This is a genomic window from Corynebacterium macclintockiae, from assembly GCF_027570165.1.
Classification (GTDB): Bacteria; Actinomycetota; Actinomycetes; order Mycobacteriales; family Mycobacteriaceae; genus Corynebacterium; species Corynebacterium macclintockiae.
In genome coordinates this window covers 95,516-118,386 of sequence record NZ_JAKMUV010000003.1, presented here as the reverse complement: position 1 = coordinate 118,386, position 22,871 = coordinate 95,516, and the positions used below count along the sequence as shown (strand labels likewise).

The 22,871-nt window shown below is 62.2% G+C and carries 22 protein-coding genes; 5 read left to right on the top strand and 17 right to left on the bottom strand.

Annotated features, from left to right (window positions below):
• Window positions 1-246 precede the first annotated feature (246 nt).
• The 3 genes from proC to L8U58_RS03990 form a co-directional block, all read right to left on the bottom strand.
• On the bottom strand, window positions 247-1,113 hold the full coding sequence (proC, locus tag L8U58_RS04000; protein ID WP_034971018.1) for a pyrroline-5-carboxylate reductase: 867 nt from the start codon (window positions 1,111-1,113) through the stop codon (window positions 247-249).
• A gap of 119 nt (window positions 1,114-1,232) precedes the next feature.
• The gene (locus L8U58_RS03995) at window positions 1,233-2,351 is read right to left on the bottom strand and encodes a DUF2157 domain-containing protein (RefSeq protein ID WP_269954745.1); all 1,119 of its coding nucleotides are present in this window, start codon (window positions 2,349-2,351) and stop codon (window positions 1,233-1,235) included.
• 163 nt (window positions 2,352-2,514) lie between these two features.
• Window positions 2,515-3,450 carry a Ppx/GppA family phosphatase gene (locus tag L8U58_RS03990; RefSeq protein WP_034971016.1) on the bottom strand — a complete coding sequence of 312 codons (936 nt, stop codon included), beginning with the start codon at window positions 3,448-3,450 and terminating at the stop codon, window positions 2,515-2,517.
• 33 nt (window positions 3,451-3,483) lie between these two features.
• Here L8U58_RS03990 and L8U58_RS03985 point away from each other — a divergent pair, with 33 nt between their 5' ends.
• The gene (locus L8U58_RS03985) at window positions 3,484-4,440 is read left to right on the top strand and encodes a DUF3109 family protein (RefSeq protein ID WP_269954744.1); all 957 of its coding nucleotides are present in this window, start codon (window positions 3,484-3,486) and stop codon (window positions 4,438-4,440) included.
• On the opposite strand, the gene L8U58_RS03980 is transcribed toward L8U58_RS03985, so the two are convergent.
• The 5 genes from L8U58_RS03980 to mshA form a co-directional block, all read right to left on the bottom strand.
• On the bottom strand, window positions 4,437-5,129 hold the full coding sequence (locus tag L8U58_RS03980; protein ID WP_269954743.1) for a response regulator: 693 nt from the start codon (window positions 5,127-5,129) through the stop codon (window positions 4,437-4,439). The two genes, L8U58_RS03985 and L8U58_RS03980, sit on opposite strands and share 4 nt — an antisense overlap.
• Before the next feature lie 88 nt (window positions 5,130-5,217).
• Window positions 5,218-6,378, bottom strand: coding sequence for a sensor histidine kinase (locus tag L8U58_RS03975; RefSeq protein WP_051873829.1), 1,161 nt, complete (start codon window positions 6,376-6,378; stop codon window positions 5,218-5,220).
• Window positions 6,379-6,461: 83 nt separating this feature from the next.
• Complete coding sequence (locus L8U58_RS03970) at window positions 6,462-7,226, bottom strand: phosphoglyceromutase (protein WP_034980216.1); 765 nt, start codon at window positions 7,224-7,226, stop codon at window positions 6,462-6,464.
• A 57-nt stretch (window positions 7,227-7,283) separates the two neighbouring features.
• Entirely contained in the window at window positions 7,284-7,877 is a 594-nt protein-coding gene (locus tag L8U58_RS03965; RefSeq protein ID WP_034980214.1) for a type III secretion system chaperone family protein, read from the bottom strand.
• Between the two features lie 106 nt (window positions 7,878-7,983).
• Complete coding sequence (gene mshA, locus L8U58_RS03960) at window positions 7,984-9,243, bottom strand: D-inositol-3-phosphate glycosyltransferase (RefSeq protein WP_034972532.1); 1,260 nt, start codon at window positions 9,241-9,243, stop codon at window positions 7,984-7,986.
• A 159-nt stretch (window positions 9,244-9,402) separates the two neighbouring features.
• Between mshA and L8U58_RS03955 the strand changes: the two genes are divergently transcribed.
• Window positions 9,403-11,136, top strand: a complete 1,734-nt coding sequence (locus tag L8U58_RS03955) for a long-chain-fatty-acid--CoA ligase (RefSeq protein ID WP_034971010.1) — start codon at window positions 9,403-9,405, stop codon at window positions 11,134-11,136.
• Window positions 11,137-11,206: 70 nt separating this feature from the next.
• Here L8U58_RS03955 and L8U58_RS03950 read toward each other — a convergent pair whose 3' ends face one another.
• Together L8U58_RS03950 and L8U58_RS03945 are read right to left on the bottom strand one after the other, a co-directional pair.
• Complete coding sequence (locus L8U58_RS03950; RefSeq protein WP_269954810.1) at window positions 11,207-11,434, bottom strand: YdeI/OmpD-associated family protein; 228 nt, start codon at window positions 11,432-11,434, stop codon at window positions 11,207-11,209.
• Between the two features lie 323 nt (window positions 11,435-11,757).
• Window positions 11,758-13,116 (bottom strand): UDP-N-acetylmuramate dehydrogenase, encoded by a 1,359-nt coding sequence (locus tag L8U58_RS03945; protein ID WP_420839827.1) that lies wholly within the window; start codon window positions 13,114-13,116, stop codon window positions 11,758-11,760.
• Between the two features lie 23 nt (window positions 13,117-13,139).
• Here L8U58_RS03945 and L8U58_RS03940 point away from each other — a divergent pair, with 23 nt between their 5' ends.
• The 3 genes from L8U58_RS03940 to L8U58_RS03930 all read left to right on the top strand — a co-directional run bounded on the left by L8U58_RS03940 (window position 13,140) and on the right by L8U58_RS03930 (window position 15,812).
• A complete protein-coding gene (locus L8U58_RS03940) occupies window positions 13,140-13,637 on the top strand; it encodes a DUF2505 domain-containing protein (RefSeq protein ID WP_034971009.1) in 498 nt (165 codons plus the stop codon).
• A gap of 50 nt (window positions 13,638-13,687) precedes the next feature.
• A complete protein-coding gene (locus L8U58_RS03935) occupies window positions 13,688-14,536 on the top strand; it encodes a class I SAM-dependent methyltransferase (RefSeq protein ID WP_269954742.1) in 849 nt (282 codons plus the stop codon).
• 109 nt (window positions 14,537-14,645) lie between these two features.
• Complete coding sequence (locus tag L8U58_RS03930) at window positions 14,646-15,812, top strand: LmeA family phospholipid-binding protein (RefSeq protein WP_269954741.1); 1,167 nt, start codon at window positions 14,646-14,648, stop codon at window positions 15,810-15,812.
• A gap of 53 nt (window positions 15,813-15,865) precedes the next feature.
• On the opposite strand, the gene deoC is transcribed toward L8U58_RS03930, so the two are convergent.
• The 7 genes from deoC to L8U58_RS03895 form a co-directional block, all read right to left on the bottom strand.
• Window positions 15,866-16,597, bottom strand: a complete 732-nt coding sequence (gene deoC / locus L8U58_RS03925) for a deoxyribose-phosphate aldolase (RefSeq protein ID WP_034992855.1) — start codon at window positions 16,595-16,597, stop codon at window positions 15,866-15,868.
• A gap of 5 nt (window positions 16,598-16,602) precedes the next feature.
• Window positions 16,603-16,917, bottom strand: coding sequence for a DUF2516 family protein (locus L8U58_RS03920; protein WP_034972538.1), 315 nt, complete (start codon window positions 16,915-16,917; stop codon window positions 16,603-16,605).
• Between the two features lie 5 nt (window positions 16,918-16,922).
• Entirely contained in the window at window positions 16,923-18,227 is a 1,305-nt protein-coding gene (locus L8U58_RS03915) for a DUF445 domain-containing protein (RefSeq protein ID WP_269954740.1), read from the bottom strand.
• Between the two features lie 635 nt (window positions 18,228-18,862).
• Window positions 18,863-19,183: a hypothetical protein gene (locus L8U58_RS03910; protein WP_034971003.1), complete on the bottom strand. Its 321-nt coding sequence runs from the start codon at window positions 19,181-19,183 to the stop codon at window positions 18,863-18,865.
• 40 nt (window positions 19,184-19,223) lie between these two features.
• Window positions 19,224-19,973: a succinate dehydrogenase/fumarate reductase iron-sulfur subunit gene (locus tag L8U58_RS03905; RefSeq protein ID WP_034971002.1), complete on the bottom strand. Its 750-nt coding sequence runs from the start codon at window positions 19,971-19,973 to the stop codon at window positions 19,224-19,226.
• Entirely contained in the window at window positions 19,973-22,006 is a 2,034-nt protein-coding gene (locus L8U58_RS03900; protein ID WP_034971001.1) for a fumarate reductase/succinate dehydrogenase flavoprotein subunit, read from the bottom strand. Before L8U58_RS03900 ends, L8U58_RS03905 begins: the two co-directional genes overlap by 1 nt.
• Window positions 22,007-22,039: 33 nt before the next feature.
• Complete coding sequence (locus L8U58_RS03895; RefSeq protein WP_034971000.1) at window positions 22,040-22,825, bottom strand: succinate dehydrogenase cytochrome b subunit; 786 nt, start codon at window positions 22,823-22,825, stop codon at window positions 22,040-22,042.
• Window positions 22,826-22,871 lie beyond the last annotated feature (46 nt).

The window sequence follows — 22,871 nt, the reverse complement described above, 5'->3', positions numbered from 1 at the left end:
TGAGGGGGATTTGTCCCGTGTGGCAGACATGACCAAGGGGGCTGAAAACCAACGCAAGTCATCAATTGAGGCTGGATTTAACAGGCGTGATTGGTGTTAAACAAACATATGTAAAAAGATCATTGGGTCTAGCCGGAGCTTGGGTGGCGAGTGCGCGGGAGATGAAAAATTAACCCCGAATGGGCGGGTTTCCCGCGCCGATTCGGGGCTAGTTCGGGGCCAGTCCGGGGGCCGACTAGCTGCCGACTAGTCGTCGTTCTTCGCCGGGTTCGCTCCCGGGGCGGGCGCGCCCAGCTCCTCCGAGCGTTCCTTGCAGGCCTCCATCGCACGGAAGAAGGCACCGCGGATGCCGGACTCCTCCAGCTCGCGCAGAGCGGCCGCCGTGGTTCCCCCGGGGCTGGTGACCTTGGTGCGCAATACAGAAGGCGTATCCCCGCCCTCTGCGAGGTTCCTGGACATCATGGTGGCAGCACCCTGCACGTTGGCGATAGCCAGCTTCTCCGCCAGTGGGCGTGCCAGTCCCAGCTGCACAGCCGACTCGATCATGGACTCGACAACCAGGAAGATATAAGCCGGACCAGAGCCAGAGACGGCCGTGACGGCGTCGAGCTCCTTCTCCTTCACGATAACGGCCTCGCCGACCTTGGACATGATGTCCTGCACCGTGTTCAGCTGCGCCTCTTCAGCAAATCGGCCACCGGCGATACCGATCGCGCCCTGACCGACCAGCATCGGGGTGTTCGGCATAGTGCGCACCACGGTGGTGCCAGCGGGAAGCGCGGCTTCCATGGTGCTGATGGTTACACCGGCAGCCAGGGAGACGACGATCGTGTCCTGCGAATTAGCGTCCAAAACCTCCGCAACCTCGTCCAGAACGATGGGGACGATGTTGGGCTTAACACAGATGAAAAGGATGTCCGTGCCCTCGGCAGCCTCGCGCCCCTCCTGGGCGGTGACCATGCCGTACTTGTCCTTCAGCTCGCTCAGGCGCTCCTGAGATGGATCTGCAACGATGATCTTCTTCGCATCGGCGGCGTCCGTGGTGTCCGCAATGATTCCGGCCAGCAGGGCCTCGCCGATGTTACCTCCGCCAATAATTCCAATTTGAGTCATGCAACCCAGCGTGCCAGGATTGGCGGCTTCCTGCTACCCCACCCCAATTTCCCCCGAGTGATAATCGCCCCGACTGGCGCTGCTCCGCTAGTCCCCCTGACCAGCGGAAAGCACCACTCCTAGAGCCCCTGGATCAGGCGCGGGCCGAAGGTCAGCACCAGGCCGACAATGGCGGCCAGCGCCATCAGCAGCTTGTCGCGGTGGCGCAGCAGCGCGTGGACCAGGCCAACCAGCAGTAGCGTGACGGCAATTGCCAGAACCAGCGCCAGCACCGTCGGGGCCTTCGCCCAGATCAGGCTGAAGCCGAAGAACACGCCCACACCGACGGCGATCGCCGCAATTGCTTGCAGGATCATCATCGGCCAGGAGATCGTGTCGTCCTCGTACTCGACAACCTCACCGTCTTCGAGCGATTGCTCCAGCTCGGCGAACTGTGCGCTCTCCTCCGGGGAGGCCTCCGGGTAGCCGGCTGCGGGCGTCGCCTGCGCAGGCTTTTTCGGCGCAGGCTTTTTCGGCGCAGGCTTCTTTGGCTCAGCCTTAGCCTCCGGCTTAACTTCAGCCTTCTCAGCCTCAACCTTCTTCGGCTCGGCCTTCACCTCGGCAGCGCCAGCAGCACCGGTCGCCGTCGCAGCCGTCGCTGCCGTTGCTGCAGCCGCGGGCTTAGCCGAACCCGGGATCGTGCCCGTCTTCTTGGTGGCCTTCTTTGCGACGCCACCCTTTTCAGCCTCTACATCTTCAGCAGGCTTTGCCGCTGCAGCGGGCTGGGGGGCTTCAGCAACCGGCTTGTCAGAGGCCTTCGCTTCTTCGCGGGCAACCTCACCGAAGGTTGGCTTTGTGGATTCGCGCGGCTTCTCTGCCGTCTCTACCTTGGCCTCGTCAGCGCTCTCCACGTTGGGAAGCTGGCCGGTCTTCTCTTCCGGACGCTCCGCGGTGCGGCTGACGGAACGCTGATTCTGCTGCGGAGCTGCCGGCGCCTCCGCCTGCGCGGTAGAGGGAGTCTCGGCGGGAGTCGTGGTGAGAGTCTCGGCGGAAGACGGAGCGGAAGCCTCGGCCTGAGCACGCCCTCGGGCGCGGTCTTCCTCGGTCTTTACTACTGGAATGGAACCCGTCAGCTCGGCGACGGACACGCCACCTTTATCTAGGTTGCGATGACGGCGTCGACGCCGGCCAGTGTCAGCAGAACTAGCGTCGCGCCCGTTGCGGGCGAGCAATTCGGCGACTGTCAGCTTCTCACTCATCCATTGATCCCATCACATCGTCACTTGCAGTGCAGTTCCTACGAAGCCGTTCCCACGAAACTATCGCCAGCGATCCGCCCTCAAGCTTCACTTTAAACATATGTCTTCAAACAGAGTACTTTACTCACCGGCACCTGGGTAAGGGCAACTGGTGCAACGCCCCCTAGGCGAGGTCCACCCCATGGTCGAGCTGCCGGAAGATCACGCCTTCGCGCAGCGCCCACGGACACATGTGCAGCACATCAATGTCCAGCTTGCGCATCGCAGCTTCCGCCACCAACGCTCCGGCAACCACCTGGTGGGAACGCTCCGCACTCACGCCCTCCAGCTCCGCCCGGTCCGCGGCGGTCATGCGGGAAATAAAGGCAATCAGCTGGCGCAGACCCGCCTGCGTCAGGGTGCGCTTCACTCGGGGACCGGCTGAGGACGGTGCAGCACCGGTCAGGCGCGCCAGCATTCTAAACGTTTTCGAGGTTCCCACGGCCAGGTCAATGTCGCCGGAATCCAGCAGCTTCTCCACCGGAGCATTCAGCTCTTCATCAATGAACTCTCCCAGCTCGGCAATCTTCTTCTTCGACGGCGGATCGGTATCGAACCAATCACGGGTCAGGCGCCCGGCACCCAGGTTCACACTGCAGGCCACGTCCGGGTCCTCATTCATGCCGATGGACATCTCCAGCGAACCGCCACCGATATCTAGGTCGCAGATGCGCCCGGCCGACCAGCCGTACCAGCGCCGCACTGCCAGGAACGTCAGACGGGCTTCTTCCTCACCCGACAGGATGCGCAGGCGCACACCGGTCTCTTTTTCTACCTTGTCCAGCACCTTCTCCGAGTTTTCTGCGGAGCGGATGGCGGAGGTAGCGAAAGGCAGCATGCCCTCGCAGCGGAACTGCTCGGACATTTCTTTAGCCAGTGCCACGCCGTTGAGCAGCTTTTCTTGCCCCTTTGCGTTAATGGCACCCTTCTTGTCCAGATATTCCACCAAGCGCATGGGGGTTTTCCAATTACTCATCGGAGTCGGCGGCCCGCCACGCTGTGCATCGACGACCACCAGATGAACCGTATTGCTTCCTACGTCAAGCACACCTAATCGCACGCTCCCCAGCCTAATGCGTCTACGGTGGAACACGTGAATGAATCGTCCGCGGAGAAAGAATCGGAAGCCCCCGGCAGCCTGCTAGCCACCGGCTACCCAGAGGGCACACCTGCCGATCTTTCCATCCGCGCGGGCCGCGAAATGCCCGCTGATCATGCTCGCGAATGGCTGGAGTTCATCGACCCTGCCGATTCCGAGCACATTATTCAGGTGGATCTCACGTGGTTGCTGTCCACGTACCGTTGCCGGTTTGGCACCGAAGCGTGTTTGGGTATTGACGCCGAGAATCCGGACGTCGGCTGTTGCACCCACGGCGCATTCCTCACCGATGAAGACGACCGCGCGACCCTGCGGAAGGTCGCGGAAAAGCTTACGGCGGAAGACTGGCAGAACCGCCCTGCGGATATGGATGATTGGGAGGCGAAGGGGCGTCCACAAGAAAAGAACGGCGACGACATCGAGCCGTGGCTCGAATGGGACGAGCTAGAAAACGACGAGGGCGAGATGGAGCCCGCGCTAAAAACGGTGACCACCAACGGGGCGTGCATCTTCGCCAACCGCGAAGGCTTCCCAGGCGGCCGCGGGTGCGCGCTGCACGCGTGGGCACTGCGCAACGACGTGGAGATTACCGCCGCAAAACCGGAAGTGTGTTGGCAGGTGCCTCTGCGGCGACTCGAGGACTGGGAAACCCGGCCCGACGGGGTGGAGATGCTGCGGACGACCGTCACCGAATACAACCGGCGCGGGTGGGGCGACGGCGGGGAAGACTTCGACTGGTACTGCTCGTCAGACCCGAACTGCCACGCGGGTGGCGAGGCACTGTGGCGCACCGGGCGCGAGGAGCTGACGGAGCTGATCGGCGAGGCGGCCTACGAAGTGCTGGCCGCGCATTGCGAGCAGCGCGAAAATCTAGCGAAGGTCTCTCCTAGCGGGCTTCCTTTGCTGACGATCCACCCGGCGACGGCCGAGGCGCGACGGCGCGGAATCTAGGCCTCGAACTTGTAGCCCAGGCCGCGGACGGTCACCAGGATCTCCGGGCGGGAAGGATTACGCTCAATCTTGGAGCGCAGGCGCTTGATATGCACGTCCAGGGTCTTGGTGTCTCCGACGTAATCGACACCCCACACGCGATCGATCAGCTGACCGCGGGTGAGCACACGACCACTGTTGCGCATGAGGTATTCCAGCAGGTCGAACTCCTTCAGCGGCATCGGAACCTTCTGGCCATCGACGGTAACGATGTGACGTTCGACGTCCATCATCACGCGGTCTTCCTGCAGCACTAGGCCGTCTTCAGCGGGAGCCTCGACTTCGATCTCCCCACCGCGGCGCAGCACTGCGCGGATGCGGGCAATAAGCTCGCGGGCCAAGTAGGGCTTCGTCACGTAATCGTCAGCACCGAGCTCAAGGCCGACGACCTTGTCGATTTCACTGTCGCGGGCCGTCACCATGATCACCGGAACGCTGGAGGTCTGACGAAGCTGGCGGCAGACCTCTGTTCCAGACATGCCTGGCAACATCAGATCCAGCAGGATGATGTCAATATCCTCCGCAGCGAAGGTATCCAGTGCGGTTGGACCGTCCTGGGCCATGAAGATTTCAAAGCCTTCTTTTTTCAGCAGAAACGCTAGAGGTTCCGCCAAAGACTCTTCGTCTTCGACAATCAACACACTCGTCACAGCTGCTCAATGCCTTTCAAAAAACTATTTAAAGCTACAAGACCTATCGTAACGTGCTACTCCGCTTAAGGCTGTAGCAACCCTGGATTCACTTAGACTCTTCGTCGAGGCGGCGCGCATCCGGGATCACCGGGATTTCACCGCTCGGCAGATCCTTGTTCTTCCCCTCTTGATAGCGCGGGAGCTCCAGGGTAAACGTCGAGCCCGTCCCTACCCTGGACCACAAGGAAACGCTGCCACCGTGGTTGGCCATCACGTGCTTGACGATCGCCAGCCCCAGGCCCGTACCACCGGTGTTGCGGGAGCGCGCCTTGTCCACGCGGAAGAACCTTTCGAAGACTCGCTTTTGATCGTCCGGGGAGATACCAATACCGCGGTCGGTTACGCGGATGATCACCGTATCGTTCTGCACTTCACGGGAAATGGAGACCGGCGAGCCTTCCGGGGAGTAGTTAATCGCGTTGGTCAGCAGGTTGGACACACTGGTGACTAGCAGCCCCTTGTCCCCCTTCACCATCGCGGAGGACTTGGAGTCTTTCACCAGCTCGATATTTCGGGCTTCGGCGGCAAGTCGGCAGCGGTCGATGGCATCCTCGATGATCTTGTCTACGCTCAAGACCTCTAGGTCCGGCAGCGATTCCGCCCCCTGCAGCTTCGACAGGCTGATCAGCTCGGTGATCATCTGGTTCATTCGCCTTACCTCGACGATCAGCTTGGAGCCGAAGTACTCCACCGCTTCCTCGTCATCGCGCACGGACATCAGAGTCTCTACCAGCAGAGAGATCGCTCCGACCGGGGTCTTCAGTTCGTGGGAGACATTGGCCACGAAGTCACGGCGTGCTGATTCCATGCGCACCGTTTCGGAATCGTCGGCGGCGTACACCACGGCGAAGCGGTCATCCGCCAGCGACAGCGGTTTCACCTGGCCGGCCACCGCTATAACTGGCCTATTACTGCGCCGGGGCGGGGGGAGAAAGTTCAGTTGCCGTGGTTCCTGGTCGGCGAATACTCGTTCGACCATCTTCCACGCCTCGGAGTTCAAGTTCCGTTCATGCACCAGCCCGAGTTCGTGGGCGCGGGGGTTGGAAAGCACGACGTTGCGTTTGCGGTCCACCACTGCGACCGCATCGGGCGCGGATTGGATGGTGAAGTGCAGAACCTGGGCGACCGTAGACACACGATTGCCCTCGAGTTCCTTTTGGGTTCGGGTGTTACGCTGCGCCTTCACTCGCTTGCGGTACGCCCACATGCCGAATGCGCCCAGCGCAACGCCGACGATCAGCCCCAAAAGGATCCCGAGGGCAACTCCAGAGGTCAAGAATCGACCCGGCTCTACTTAGCCTGGCCCTGCGCGGCGACGGCTGCGGCACCAGCGGCAGCTGCCTCCGGATCCAGGTAGTCGCCGCCCTGGTTCAGAACCTTGCCGTCCGCGTCGATGCGGTACACCAGCGGGATGCCGGTTGGGATGTTCAGACCCGCGATGTCCTCGTCGGAGATCTGATCCAGGTGCTTCACCAGCGCACGCAGGGAGTTGCCGTGGGCTGCAACCAGCACGGTCTCGCCGTTCTTCACGCGCGGCTCGATCTCTTCCTCGTAGTAAGGAATGAAGCGCTTGACAACGTCCAGCAAGCACTCGGTGGCCGGAACCTCGGGCAGATCCGCATAGCGCGGGTCGTTGGTCTGCGCGTACTCGTTGTCAGCGTCGATGGCCGGCGGCGGGGTGTCGTAGGAACGGCGCCATGCCATGAACTGCTCTTCGCCGTACTTGTCCTTGGTCTCTGCCTTGTTCAGGCCCTGCAGCGCACCGTAGTGGCGTTCGTTCAGGCGCCAGTCGCGCACGACGGGGATCCAGTGGCGGTCCGCCGCATCCAGGGCGATGTTAGCGGTGGTGATGGCGCGGCGCAGCAGGGAGGTGTACAGGATGGTCGGCTCCAGACCGGCCTCCTTGATCATCGCGCCGCCGCGAACTGCCTCCTCGCGGCCCTTCTCGGTCAGTCGCACGTCGACCCAGCCGGTGAACTGGTTGGAGGCGTTCCATTCACTCTGGCCGTGACGCAGCAGGATCAGATTTCCGTGGGAGTTGTTTTGCTCGCTCATACTCCCAATTCTGCCATGATGTGCGCCCTTGTGCCCCCGTATTCGGCGCTACTGTACTTATTCCTGAGTGTCGTCGTCGCCCTCTAAGTCCGGGATGCTCGGGCTCTTTGCTTCGGACGCCAACTTGGAGCCCGGTGGTGGCGCCAGCAACTGCACCTCCTGTTCCGACGGCTTGAGGTGCGCGAAGGCCGCGAGGTTCATCGTAGGTTCGCCACGCGACAGGCGCCATGCCCACTCGTGGCGGATAGAAGAAGCAAAGCCGCGTTCCAAAATGCGGTTGAAGTCGGCGTCGGCCCTCTCCAGCACCTGTCCGAGTATGCGCTGAATGTCCTCACTGCTGGTGCTATCCGAAAACTGGCCGACTAGATAAATGTCGTTGTTGCGATCCAGCGTGTAGTGCACCCCGAAGCTGCGGCGGTTGGCGTGTAGCAGCAGCTTGTAGACCTCTTCCTGAGCCTCCTCAACTGCGCGGCAGACGAAGGCCTCTACGCGGAACATGCCGTCCTGCGGGATGAAAAGACAGTTCGTTTTCAGTCGCTTCTCCCCCGGCAGCACAACCACGACGGTGCCGTCGTCTCCGGCTGGCCCCTCAGGGAGGGTGTACTCGACTTCCGCTTCGTCCAGAAGCTCACAAATCCTTGCGCGATCCATAAGCCCCAAACTACATTTCCCACAGCGCCCGCGCAGTCACCTTGGCATTCAGCGACCATCCCCTTTGCCCCGCACCACGCGCCAACTAACCCGCACCGTATAGCAGCTATCCCGCGGGCTGGCGCTCCCCTCGGTGACCAGCGGGCGGCAGCTCTTCATACAACTTGTACAGAGCTTCCGCGGAAGCCTGCCAGGAGAACTTAGCGGCGTGGTTGGGAGCATATTCCCCCATCGCGATGCGCAGATCGTCGTCCAACACCAGCTTGCCCAGCGCATCGGCCCACGCATCCGTGTCGTGGCCATCCACCAGCAGGCCGGACTTCTCGTCCTCCACCGCGATCGGCAGGCCACCAGTGCGCGTAGCCACGACAGGCGTGCCACACGCCTGCGCCTCTAGCGCCACCAGCCCGAAAGACTCGTTGTAGCTGGGCACCGCCACAATGTCCGCGGCTTGGTACACACCCACCAGCTCCTCGGGTGGGCGCGGGGCTAGGAAGCGCACGCAGCGGCTAATCCCCAACTCTTCGGCCAGCAGCTGCAACCGCTCCAGCTCGTTGCCACCCGCGCCGGAAGATCCGCCGCAGATAACCACGGCCAACTGTTGCTGTGGGTGGCGGCGCCGCAATTCCGCCACGGCTCGCAGCAGCACCTGTGGCCCCTTCAACCTCTGCAACCGGCCGACAAACCCAATGACCTTCGCGCGGAAGGGAATGCCCAGCTCGCGGCGGGAACGCTCGGTCGCGCGATCCGATCCAGGCGTGAAGCGGTCGACGTCTGCCCCGGGCGGGACGACTTTGATCGCGCACGTCGTGGCGTCATAACCCTCAATAAGGTCCTGCACCTCCTGGTCGGTATTTACGATCAGCAGGTCCGCATTGTCCACGATCTGCTGTTCGCAGATGCGGCGCGATTCCGGCTCGCGCGAATCCCCCTCTGCCAGGGAATTGTTCTTCACCGCCGCCAGCGTGTGCGCCGTGTGCACCCAGGGGATCTGCCACAGGTCGCGCAGCAGCCACCCGACCTGGCCAGAGAGCCAATAGTGCGAATGAATCAGGTCATAACTCACCCCCTCCTCGCGGCAAAAGGCCAAGATGGACCCCGTAAAAGCCGCCAGTTGCGTGGGCAGCTCCTCCTTCGACAACCCTTCGTACGGCCCAGCCACGCAGTTGATCACCCGCAGGCCCGGCCGGACGTTCACTACCTCGCCCTGCAACGGACGGGTCGCTCGGGTAAATACATCGACGGTGACGCCCATACGTTCCAACTGCTCAGCAGTATTTTTCACGTACACATTCATCCCGCCGGCATCCCCCGTGCCGGGCTGTTCGAGAGGTGAGGTGTGCATGGAGATCATAGCGACGCGCATACTGCCCCAGCTTAGACAGATCGGGGCGGGGCTGGGGGCGCAGGTGGCGTCGATAAAATTTGCTTAATTCCACCAAAGAAAATGAGAAACTTAGCTAGGGTTCCAAAGTAACGTGCATCACGTTTTCAAAGACTGTTTCTAAAGACCAAAGGGATCTAGATGACCGACACCGAACGCCCAGAGGGAACGGCCTGGCAGGACAAGCCCTACCTGAAGTACTACGCGGAATGGACCCCGCACAGCCTGGAGTACACGGACGACACCATGGCTAAGCTTCTCGACCGTACCGTCGCCGCGCACGCCAACGACGACATTCTGGACTTCTTCGGCCAGACCATGACCTACGCAGAATTCCTGAAACAGGTTAAGAGCGTTGCCGCTGGCCTGCGGGAGCTGGGAGTGCGTTCCGGCGACCGCGTGGCAGTTACTCTGCCGAACTGCCCGCAGCACCTGATCACGATCTTCGCCGCCCACAAGCTGGGTGCGACCGTGGCAGAGCACAACCCGCTGTACACCGCCCGCGAGCTGGAGGGCCCCTGCAAGGATCACGCCGCGAAGGTCGCAGTGGTGTGGGACAAGATCGCCCCAATGTTCCAGGAACTGTCGCGCACCACGCCGATCGAGAAGGTCGTGAGCGTGAACATGATCGAGGCCATGCCGCTGGTTAAGCGCCTGGCGCTGAAGCTGCCGATCAAGTCGCTAAAGGAGAAGCGCGAGCAGCTGCACGGCGAGGCCCCGGGCACCATCCCATTCTCCCAGCTGCAGAGCGCCAAGTTCGGTGGCGACGGTGCAGACCTGGAAAACTGCCCGGAGACAAACCAGGACTCCCCTGCTTTCATCCTGTTCACCTCCGGCACGACCGGTAAGCCCAAGGGCGCGCAGCTGACGCACGGCAACGTCATGTCCAACGTTGTCCAGGGTCAGTCCTGGATCAGTGGCATCGGTGAGCGCGGCCAGGAGAAGTTCCTAGCCGCCCTGCCTCTGTTCCACATCTACGGCCTGACGCTGACCGCCGCGCTGGCCGTATCTACCGGTGGCAAGCTGCTACTTCTGCCCAAGCCGGAGATCCCGCTGATCGTGGATCAGCTGAAGCGCGAAACCCCGACCTACATGCCGGGCGTGCCGACCCTGTACGACAAGATCCTGACAGCAGCCGAGGAGCACAACCTGGACCTCAGTGGCATCGCCAATGCGCTGTCCGGCGCAGCACCGCTGCCCGTACACACCACGCTGGAGTGGGAGAAGAAGACCGGCGGCAAGATCGTCGAAGGTTACGGCCTGACCGAATCCGGCCCGATCCTGGTGGCGAACCCTGTCACCCCGGAACGCCGCGCAGGTTACATCGGCATTCCATTCCCCGATACGGAGCTGCGAGTGGCTGACCCGGATGACTTCAGCAAGACCATGCCGGATGGCGAGCCAGGCGAGCTGCTGGCCCGCGGTCGCCAGGTCTTCAAGGGCTACATCAACATCCCGGACGAGGATCAGCCTTTCCACGAGGATTGGTTCTGCACCGGCGACATGGCCGTGATGGAGCCGGATGGGTTCATCAAGATCGTCTCGCGCATCAAGGAAATGATCATCACCGGCGGGTTCAACGTCTACCCGGCGGAAGTGGAAGAGTTCCTGGAAGAGCACGAGCAGATCCAGAAGGCCGGCGTGGTTGGCCTGCCGCAGGATGACGGCTCCGAGGAGGTCGTCGCCGCAGTTGTCCTGGCAGACGGCGTGAACAAGGCAAACTTCAACGAAGAGGCTGTGCGCGAGTGGGCCCGCGAAGGCCTGACCCGCTACAAGGTGCCACGCCGTTTCTTCATCATCGATGAGATGCCGGCCGACCTGATCGGCAAAATCCGGCGCCGCGAGGTGAAGGATCTAGTTCTGACGATGGTTTAGTGGGGGCGTGTGGGCGTCAATAGATAGATAGAAGGTTAAGAAGGGCGGCCGCAACCGCCGAGCCTTCCTTTTAGGCGTGGCCTGTGCGCTCGCGGTGCTTGCACCCGGGCCAGCAGCACGGGCGGCGCTTGCCTTCTTCGAGCTCTTCCCGAGTTCGGCGAATACGCCGGGCTCGGGTTTCGTCTTTCTTGGCGTCCGTGACCCAGCAGATGAACTCGTTACGGCCGAGCGGGGTGAGGCTTTCCCACAGGTCGAGGGTGTGCGCGTCTGCGCCTGCGGGGGCGATGGGCTGCGGCAGCGGGCGGTGCTGGGCGGCTGCGGGCGGCGGGCGGCTGCAGGGCGACCTAGGCCGGCCTACACCGGCCAAATGTCGTTAGATCGGGAATTAGTTAAAGGAAATCCTTTCCACTTACGCAAAAGCCCTGGTCAGAGAGTTGCGAAAATCTGAAAGCGCGTCCACCCGATCACGGAATCCCGTTTTAGCGACATTTAGCCGCTCACGCACTCGAAAACCCGTGCCACGCACTCCAAAAACCGCGCCAGGCAACCCGCCAAAACCGCGCCAAGCAACCCGCCAGCTGGCCGATGCTCCAGGCTCAGCTGGCCGATGCCCAGGTCCAGCTAATCGATGCTTACGCCGACCCAGATCGGTTCCGGCTCCAACACCACTCCGAAGGCTTCGCTCACTCCGGCGCGCACCGCACGCGCCAACTCCACCACATCTTCGCTGGTCGCAGACCCGCGGTTAGTCAACGCAAGAGTGTGCTTCGTGGACAGGGAGGCACGGTCATTGCCCGGAACGTGCCAGCCCTTGGCAAACCCGGCACGCTCGATCAGCCACGCCGCCGAGAATTTAAACTGCGGCTCGCCAACTCCAGCAGCTCCAGCTCCAGCACCGCCAGCAGCACCAGCAGCTCCAGCGCCAGCACCGCCAGCAGCGCCAGCACCGCCACCCTTTACCGGGTACAGCGGCATGGACTCCGCCTCGGCATCTCCGCACTTCTCGCGCACAGCCGCCACGACCGCGTCGCGCGCCTCCTCACCAGTGACAATCGGGTTGGTAAAGAAGGACCCCGCCGACCACGTATCGTGGTCCGCCGCGTCCAGAACCATGCCCTTGCCTGCGCGTAGCTCCAGCACGGCCTGGCGCACATCAGCAGCGGGCCGGCGAATGTCCCCGGCGGCAGCCTCGTCCGCATCCACGCCCAGTCGCCGTGCCAGCTCGCCATAGCGCAGAGGCACACTCAGCCCATCGGTGGTCAGCTGAAACTCCACCGCCGTCACCACTGCCCGCGAGGTGAACTTCAAGTTCGAGTACCGATACCCCAGGTCCAGCGCAGACGGCTCAACCCATTCCAGTTCCCCGCTCGCCCGGTCGAACAGCTGCACGCGCCGCAGCACCTGCGCAACCTCCGCACCGTATGCCCCGACGTTCTGCACCGGCGTAGCACCCACGGACCCGGGAATTCCGCTCAGGCATTCCAGCCCGCCCAGCCCCGCCTCGACGGTCGTGGCCACCAACTGATCCCATTCGACCCCCGCGAATGCCCGCACCACGCCGGTCTCGCGGTCGATCATCACGTCAACTTCGGCCCTCTCGCCTTCGGCGCTCTTTACCTCGGCGCCCTTTTTATCGACGCCACCTTCCCCACCGCCAGCACTCAACAGCACTACGACCAATTGGGATACTTCATCCCCCTCGCCGACCACGAGGTTCGACCCTCCGCCGACGACAAGCAGCGGCTGAGTGTGGGCGTCCAGAAAAGAAACAACCTGGGCGACAGCCTCCGCCGACGAGCACTCCACAACCCCCGCGGGCGCGGCGCCGATGCGCAGGGTGGTCATTTCGGCGAAGGATCGGCTGGTCACGCGGGCGCCGGGGATGGCGACAGGGTCGGCGCCATTGCCACGCAAGCGTTCCAAAAGATGCTGCGCGCGTTCTTCGGACGTGAAATGTGCGTTATTAGTCGTATCAGTCACATCACTAAAGGTAGTCTGTTGGCATGACTACTCACAGCGAGAACACTGCAACGATTAACTTCCCTATTGAAAAGGTCTACGAGGCACTCTCCTCCGCGAACTACTGGGCATACGAGGTCGAGAACATCGGCGACGAGCCGGGCGAGGTAAACTCCTTCACCCCCGAGCCGATCGAGGCCGTTCTGTTTGAACTGCTGCCGAAGTCCGCTCTGCCGGAGGCTGTGCGCGGCATGGTTTCCCAGGACCTGAAGCTCAAGCGCGTGGTCGAGTTCGGCCCGCTGGCAAACGATGCCACCACCGGCAAGGTCAACGCTGAGGTCAAGGGCGCTCCGGTTTCCTTCTCCGCAGACGTCACCCTGACCGGCACCGGCGAGGCCACCGAGCTGAAGGCCGACTGCGCCGTGGACGTGAAGATCCCGATGATGGGCGCCGTCCTGGAGCCGAAGGTTGCCGAGTGGGTAGAGGAGTTCCTGACCCGCGAAGCCGCCCTGATCCAGAAGTGGATCAGCGACAACGCTTAAGCGCCCCCTGACCTAACTCACTCACAACAAAGTATGCTCAGCTGATTCGCGTGGCTGATCACGCCCACAACCTCAAGGCCCGTTCGTGGAACACGGACGGGCCTGTTGGCGTACCTACCCGCGGAACAACTGGCTACAACCGGCTACGGAAATCCGACCGGTGGCTGGTGGCGCAGCCGCGGGTGCAGGCGCAACTGCGGAGTGCTGTGCTCCACGAACACCGCAACCCCGTAGCTGTGGACGTGGGCTATGGTGCCTCCCATACCACCACCTGCGAATGGGCACGCTGGCTGCGCACGGTCGCGCCGACGGTGGAAGTCACCGGCCTGGAGATCGAGCCTTCCCGCGTGCTGCCCGACCGTGAGGGCGTGCATTTTGCCCTCGGCGGTTTCGAACTCGCTGGCTTGCAGTCGGACGTGGTGCGCGCATTCAACGTTCTGCGCCAGTACGACGTGGATCAGGTGCAGGCCGCCTGGGACGTTATGCGCGCTAACCTGCGCCCCGGTGGCGTGATTATTGAGGGCACGTGCGACGAGGTCGGCCGCCGTTCCTGCTGGGTCTTGCTAGACGAGGACGGTCCGCAGTCGCTGACCCTCGCCTGGGATCCGCATGACATTCAGACCCCTTCCGACCTGGCCGAACGCCTGCCGAAGATCCTGATCCACCGGAACACCCCCGGACATCGCATCCACGACGTCCTCGCCGAACTCGACCGTTGCTGGGAGCGCGCCGCACCCCTGGCCGTCTTTGGCCCGCGGGTGCGGTGGCGTTCGGCGAAGCGGGAGTTCTTGGGTTCTCTTGGTGACGCCCACGCTGCCGCGGCGCGGCTCAACCCGCGCCGCCGCTTGGCGGACAACTCAATTACGCTGCCGTGGTCCGTGGTGTGCGAACCTGATTGAACTACCCACATGAGCAAACCTGTGCGTTAGTTGTACGTTGCCTGCGAACAACGGGCAAAAGCTAAGCTACGGGTTGGCATAAACCAAACGATAAGGAACACTGATACGGGTGACTAACCCACAAAACCCTTCCCAGAATCCGAACCCGTTCTCGGGTAATGGCAACGGCGGTGCTCAGCACACCCAGCCGGGTCATTACGGTCAGCAACCGGGTCAGTACGGTCAGCGGCCAGGCCAGGCAGGCCAGCAACCGGGCCAGGCAGGCCAGTACGGTCAGCGGCCGCTGTTCGGCCAGCCAGGTCAGTACGGCCAGGGCATGTACCAGAAGCCGAAGAAGAAGGGCAACCTCGGCCTGAAAATCTTCACCGGCATTGTTTTGGTCATCGTTTTGCTGCTGGTACTCGCCGAATTCGGTCTTCGCTGGTACCTCAAGGATGAGCTCAAGGCTGCACTCAAGGATCAGATCCAGGAATCCGGAGTTTCCTCCTCCGTTGATCCCAAGGTCTCTTTGGGTGCTTCCCCGGTTCTTCTGGGCATGGCGCAGGGCAAGATTCCGCAGATGACCCTTGACGTTCCGTCCACGCTGGATATTTCTTACGAGGATAACGATCAGTCCAAGCCTAAGGTCAGTGGCCAGCCCGCCATGCACATAGACATGCGGGACCTGAAGATGGATGGCGACGATCCCAACAACGCCACTGTCGGCGAGGTCACCCTTCGGACAACGCTCCCCAAGGAAATGCTGAAGGCTCAGGCTGCGGAGAGCGCAGACGACGATAAATCCGGAGGCGCCGAAGATAACCCTCTGGGTGGCATGATGAAGATCTCCGACGTACGCCCGAACCCGGACAAGCAGACCCTCAGCTTCGACATCAGTGGCGGTCTGGCCACCTTCGAGGTCAAGCCCACCGTCCAGGATGGGAAGATGAAGATGGAGATGGACAACGTCTCCCTGTTGGGTTTCCAGCTCCCGGAATCCTTCACTCAGCAGATGGAGTCGCAACTGCAGGATTCCGTACCTGCGGATCCCCAGGGCGGTCTGGAATTCCAGGGCATCAACGTCACTGAGGAAGGTCTCGAGGTCACCATGCACGGCACGGACGTTCGCGTGAACGACCTGGACACCAGCACGGGCAGCAGCACGGGCACCGGCACGGGCAGTGGTGGTTCCAACAGCAACGGTGGCTCCGGTAGCTCCGATAATTCCGGAAACGCAGACGTCACCCGCCCATGGAAGAACGACGGCCCGGTGGGCTCCTCCGCCCTCGCCGCCTAGGCGCCCCTGCACAAGGTGCCCAGCGCTAAGCGCCCAGCACTAAGCGCCCTGTACTAGGCGCCCAGCACCTTCGCGGCAGCGGAAACGCCCAGTCGCGTCGCCCCCGCCTCAATCATTGCCACGGCCGCATCCCAATCCCGGATGCCGCCCGAGGCCTTAATCCCCACCAGGCCTGCTGCAATGCGCTCCTCCTCCCCCATGCCGAAGGGCGCCAGCTTACCCAGCTTCCGCAGTTCGTCGGCCATGATCTCTACAGCCTCCACGCTCGCTCCGCCCGCCGGGTGGAAGCCCGTGGAGGTTTTTACGTAGTCCGCCCCCGCCTGCACACACGCGCGGACAGCAGCACGCAGCTGCTCCTCGTCCAGCAGTGCGGATTCCACAATCACCTTCAACACCAGCGGATGCGGCACGGCCTCCCGCACAGTGATCAGCTCTGCGAGCAGCGCATTCTGATCCTTGGCCAGAGCCGCCGCCACGTCGATCACCACATCAATCTCATCCGCCCCCAACTGGGCGGCATAACGCGCCTCGGTGGCCTTCACCAGGGATGCATGCTTGCCGCTAGGGAACCCTGCGACGGTGGCGATGCGCAGCGTGGCGTCATCACCCAAAGAACCAACAGGCAACATCGACGGCGAGACGCACACCGCGCCGCAACCCAACTCGGTGGCCTCGCGGACCAGGGCGGCCACGTCATCGCGCGTCGCCTCGGGCTTCAGCACCGTCGCGTCGAGGATGGCGGCAACGGCCTCGCGCGACAGCTCAGAACGATCCACGGAACTCACAGAACTCACCAGGAACCACCCGCGTTGCCCAGCACGTCGCGGATCGCGGGACGCACGTCCTGCCAGTAAATGCCGACGATGACGGCCGCGATGATCCACAGCAGCTCAATGGCAACAAAAAAGCTCAAGACGGACAGCGCCACGGCACCACCCATCAGCATCAGCCAATTCTGCTTCTCGCGATCGATCACCATGAAGGCATCGTCGCGGGTAGTAACCAGCTGCACCAGTCCAATAGCCGCCAGCACGAAAATCGCGACTGCCAACGTCAAGCTGATGCCCGAGTAGGCGTAGTACATCGCCTTGAAGACTGCTTCCATGCTCCTTAGCCTAACGCAAAGATCAGCTCAGTCAGGGAGTAAATCGCCAGCCCCGCCAACGCGCCCACGATCGTTCCGTTCACGCGGATGAACTGCAGATCCTTCCCGACCATCAGCTCAATCTTGTCGGAGGCCTCCTGCGCGTCCCACCGCTCGACCGTCTCGCCGATGATGCCGGTGACCTCGCCTGCGTAGTTATCGGCAAGGTAGCTGGCCGCTCCGACGATGCGGCGTTCAAGCTCTTCGCGCAGCTCTGGTTCTTCTTGGACTCGACGCCCATAGTCCTCCACCCATTGCGCTATCCTTCGGCGCAACAGGGAATCTGGGTCGCGGGACCAGGTGGTGAGTGTCGCACGGACGGATTCCCACAGGCGGCCGGGCATTGCCGTGACAGGCCCCGAGGTCATGATGTCGTTCTTGAACCCCTCCACCCGGGCGATCATCTTCTCGTCGTGCTGCAGGTCCTGCGAGAGCTGGTAGATGAACGAGCGCAGTTGGCGGCGGGCATCGTGGTCGGGGTCGCAGCGGACGTCGCCGGTGAATTCCACCAGCTCGCGGTACACGCGGGAGCCTACGAGTTCGCGGACGAAGCGTGGCGCCCAGGATGGGGTGCGCTCGTCGATGAGTCGAACCACGAAGTCCTCGGAGGTGCGGGCCTTGTCGTCCATCCAGATGACAATTGCCTCGACGGCGGGTTCCGTGCGGCCTTCCTGGATGAGCTGTTCCAGGCCGCGGCCTAGCGGCGGTCCCCAGGTGGGTTCGCTGAGCTTGTCGATGACGAGGGCGCGGAGGACGTGTTCGGCTTCCTCGGGGTTGATGCCATTGACGGTGAGGTCGATGACCTTGCCGACTTCCTGCGAGACTCGGTGGGCGCCGCCGCCGTCGACTACCCAGTCACTGGCGCGCTCCGGGATGCGTGCCTTGCGGAGTTTGTCGCTGATGAGGGCGGCGTTGAGGAAGTTTTCGCCCACGAACTCGCTGAGCGCGTGGCCGACCTGGTCCTTCTTCCGCTTGATGATGGCCGTGTGCGGGATAGGGATATGCAGCGGATGGCGGAACAGGGCAGTGACAGCGAACCAGTCGGCCAGGGCGCCGACCATGCCGGCCTCGCTGGCTGCACGGACGTAGCCGATCCACGCGCCCGGGTTGCCCTGGTATTCGAGCCAACGCATGGTCACGTAGATGAGGGTGGCAATGGCCAGCAGGCCGGTGGCGATGGTCTTGTGCTTTCTTAACTCGGCTCGGCGAGCAGCTTCGGTGGCGGGATCTGGCCCGGGCACTTGGGATAGTGATGCGTCAGAAGCAGTCATTGTTCAATTATGGCACCACTTGGGGCGTCAATAAGGGCTCCGCAGGCACCACAGGCACCACAAGCGCCACAGCTTCACCTAGCGGGCGCCGCAACAGCGCCACAGCTTCACCTGCATGGGGTGCAGCATCACCGCAATTGCCACAGTTGCAGCTGGGATTCCGTTCTGCGCATCCTGCAGGAGCTTCGGGCCGGAGAAATGTCGCTAGAGCGAGAGTTTGCGGGTCAGCAGGTGTGCAAATGTCGTTAGAACGGGAATTGGCTAATGCTAATAGTTTTCATGTGGGCAAACATACTGGTCAGAGCGTTGCGAAAATTTCCAGGCCAAAATCCGCAGTCACAGATTCCCGTTCTAGCGACATTGGCGCGACATTGGGACGGCATGGGGTGGCATTGGGTGTCATTGGGGGACATAGGACGATGCTGGGTGGCATTGAGCACCGCCAGAGCCAGTGAGAACCACGAGCCGGCCCGAGTATAGGCAGTTAGGAAGCCGCGCAGGCAAAGCAAAACCGCGCCACCAGAAGTGGTGGCGCGGTTTATGCAGATGGAGGTGCTATCTGGCCAAAGGCTAAGTACTAGCCAAAGCCATCAGCTAGCAAAAGCTAGCAGCTAAGCGCTAGCCGAAGCTAGCAACTAGATGATGCGACCGGAACGGCCCTTGTAGTCGCGGTAGTTCTTGCGACCTGCGTGAATGCACGCAGAGCCCGCAACAACAGAAACCACGGAAATTACTACACCGGTGATCAGGTACATCATGGCCTTGTCCTGAGTACCGGACATGTTGGTAGCCAGACCGAACACGATGGTGCCCAGACCCGGCATCAGCAGCAGCCAGAAGCCCATGCCGATCCAAGTGAGGGAGCGCTGCAGCGAAGAGTGCGGCGCATCAAAGCTGGACGGCTGGTAGCCATCAACGTAGTAACGCTCCATGTGCAGGTTCTCACTGAGTGCCATGGTTCTCTCCTACTTTCTGAAACTTGTCTTGGAGTTGATCTTAGTCATCCTTGCCGCGGAAAGCGGCACGGGTGCGTTCCTTTGTGATAGCTGCCACAGCCGTCAGCGGGATACCCGCCGGGCAAACGTCGGCACACTCGCCGTACAGCGAGCAAGGACCGAAGGTACCCTCGACCTCGTCAACCATGTTGCGAGCGCGCTTGCCGCGCTCCTCGCGTCCCAGCGGAGACAGCGTCAGGTGAACCAGCTTCGCACCGGTGAACAGGTGGGCTGCACCATTCGGGCAAGCAGCAACACATGCACCACAGCCGATGCAGGCTGCGTGGTCCAGAGCCTTCTCCGCGTCGGAGTGGTTGACCAGCAGAGAGTCGGCATCCGGGGCGGTGCCGGCCATGACGGACACGAAGCCGCCCTTTTCCATCACGCGATCCAGTGCGGAACGGTCGACGACCATGTCTTTGATCACCGGGTACGCAGCAGAGCGCAGCGGCTCCAGCTTGATGGTGTCGCCGTCGTTGAAGGACAGCAGTCGCTGCTGGCAGGCCGGCTTGTTCTTGTCCGGACCGTGCGGGCGGTCGTTGACCATCAGGCCACAGGTACCGCAGATGCCCTCGCGGCAGTCGGAAGCGAAGGCGAAGGGCTCCTTGCCCGCTTCAACGTACTTGTTGTTTACGTGGTCGAGCAGCTCCAGGATGGACATCTGCTCTGCAGCGTCGTCAACGTCAACAGACTCGAAGTGGCCTTCGGCATTCGGGCCCGCCTGACGCCAGATTTCAAGATGCAGTTTCATTACTTGTAATTCCTTGTCATCAGCGGGATACGGTCGAAGTACAGGGGCTCGGAGTGGCGGATGAACTTGTTCTCGCCATTCGGCTCCCAGGCGGAGACGAAGCACCAGTTGTCATCGTCACGCTCTGCCTCGCCGTCTTCGGACAGGTGGTCATCGCGGTAGTGGGCACCACAGGACTCGTCGCGGTCCAGAGCGTCCACGCACATCAGCTCGCCCAGATCCAGGTAGTCGGCAACGCGGGTTGCGTACTCCAGGGTCTGGTTCATCTCCTCGGTACCGCCCGGGATGTGGACGTTGGCCCAGAAGTCCTTGCGCAGTGCGCGGATCTTCTCGATGCCGTCCTTCATGTCCTTCACATTGCGGGACACGCCGCAGGAGAAGTACAGGATCTCGCCCAGCTGGCGGTGGTAGTACTCCGGACCGTGCGGGTTGTCGCCTTTGATGGTGGTCAGACGCTCGATGCGATCCTTTGCACGCTGCAGAGCCTCCTGCGCAGCCGGGGAATCGGCGGCCGGGATTTCCTCACCCAGGTGCGGCGCCAGGTAGTTCGGGATGGTGAACGGCAAGGTGAACCAGCCCTCCACGGAGGAGGACAGCAGGGAGTTAGCACCCAGGCGGTTCGCGCCGTGGTACATCCAGGAGGACTCACCGGAGCAGAACAGACCGTCGATGGACGTCATCTCGTTGAAGTCGGTCCACAGGCCACCCATGGTGTAGTGGCAGGTCGGGGCGATGCGCATCGGGGTCTCGTAGGCGGACTCGCCGATGGCCTCTTCGTACATCTGAATCAGGTTCGAGTAGCGCTCGCGGATCGTGTCCTTGCCCAGGCGCTGGATAGCGTCGCCCAGATCCAGGTACACGGAGTTCTTCATCGGACCCACGCCGTAGCCAGCGTTGATCTGCTGAGCGTTGGCACGGGAAGCAATGTCACGCGGAACCAGGTTGCCGAAGGCCGGGTAGCGGCGCTCCAAGAAGTAGTCGCGCTCGTCCTCCGGGATGTCGTTCGGCTTGCGGTCGTCGCCCTTCTTCTTCGGAGTCCAGATGCGGCCGTCGTTACGCAGCGACTCGGACATCAGGATCGTCTTGGACTGCCAGGTAGAGTTCACCGGCAGGCCCGTCGGGTGGAACTGCACGAAGGACGGGGACGCCATGTAGGCGCCCAGCTCGTAGGCGCGCATGATGGCCGAGGCGTTGGAGTTCTTGGCCAGCGTGGACATGTGATACACGTTGCCGTAACCGCCGGTGGCCAGCACGGTTGCGTGGCCGGTGTGAGCCTTCAGCTCGCCGGTCAGCAGATTGCGCATGATCACACCTTCACAGCGGCCGTCCTTGACGATCAGGTCAACGAGGTCGTTGTGGGTGAAGATCTCCACGTGGCCAGCGCCGATCTGACGGTACAGCGCGGAGGTGGTGGCCAGCTGCAGCTGCTGACCCGTTTGGCCACGGGTGTAGTACGTACGGGAGACCTGAACGCCACCGAAGGAACGGGTTGCCAGGGTGCCGCCGTACTCGCGGGAGAACGGTGCGCCAACAGCGTTCATGTGGTCGATGACCTTCGGGGACTCCATAGCCAGTCGCCAGCAGTCGTTCTCGCGGCAGCGGTAGTCGCCACCCTTAACGGTGTCCTTGGCGTGCAGGTAGGTGGAGTCGTTATCCAGCTTCTTACCGCGGGAGGAGTTCACACCGCCCTGCGCAGCGATGGAGTGCGCACGGCGCGGGGAGTCGTGGTAGGTGAACACCTTCACGTCGTAGCCCAGCTCGCCCAGTGCGGCAGCTGCGGCGCCACCGGCCAGGCCGGTACCGACAATGAGGATGCGGAACTTGTTGCGGTTCAGCGGAGACACCATGCCAAAGTGCTCCTTGGCGTACTGCCACTGCTTGTCCTGGCTCACCACGTGGGGTGCGTTGTCCTTCAGGACCTTACCGACGGTCACGCCCTCGACGACGGATTCCGGAGCCGTGAAAGCGGCGACGGCCTTGTCGTAGTCGAAGTCCGCGGTCTGATTGTGCGGGTGGTTAGTTACTTCGCTCATTTAACTCTCTTCTCCTTGAAACCAGACTCGCCGTTAATGCCCAACCGGGACGAAGGAGGCCTGATCAACCAGCCCAAACATCACAGCCAGCGGGATGGAGATGTTGCCGATCATCACGATCGCAGGCAGCAGGTAGGCGATCCACAGCATGACCTTGCGGGTGCGGTGGCCGGTGATGCCCAGGTCCGAGGTGGCAGTCCAGATGCCGTGGGACAGGTGCATGAACAGGATCAGCATCGCCAGGATGTAGAAGATGGCCACAGCCGGGCGCTCGAAGGATGCGACCAGGTTCTGGAAGGCAGCGTGTGCGCCATCAACCGGACCCTGGAAGTCGTCGGAGGCGACGGGCTTTACACCCATCGTCAGGTCCAGGATGTGGAAGATAATGAACAGCAGCAGCACGATGCCGGTGACGATCATGCTGCGGGCGGTAAAGGTGTTCCAGCTGCTGACCATGCCCTTGCGGCGGTAACGGCCACGGGACTGGTGAGCACGACCGGTCAACGCGAATGCGCACCACACGTGCAGGATCAGGGAAACCAGCAGCACGATGCGAGCAACCCACAGGAAGGACTCGTGCGGCAGCAGCGGGTAGCCGAATTCACGCAGGAAGTCGGCGTAGGTGTTGAAGGATTCGGCCCCCATGTAAACCTTCAGGTTTCCAACCATGTGAACCAGGACGAACAGCGCGAAGATGATGCCCGTGATGGCCATCGTCAGCTTCATCGCCCACGAAGGGAAGCCTGGCTTCTCGCGCAGGCTCGAAGTTCTCAGTTTTCCGTGAGCGATTGCCTCACGGTCGTCATATTTAACAGTCATGGCACCTCCAGTGTCATAGACACTGTATGTGCTAAAGCCCCCCTCG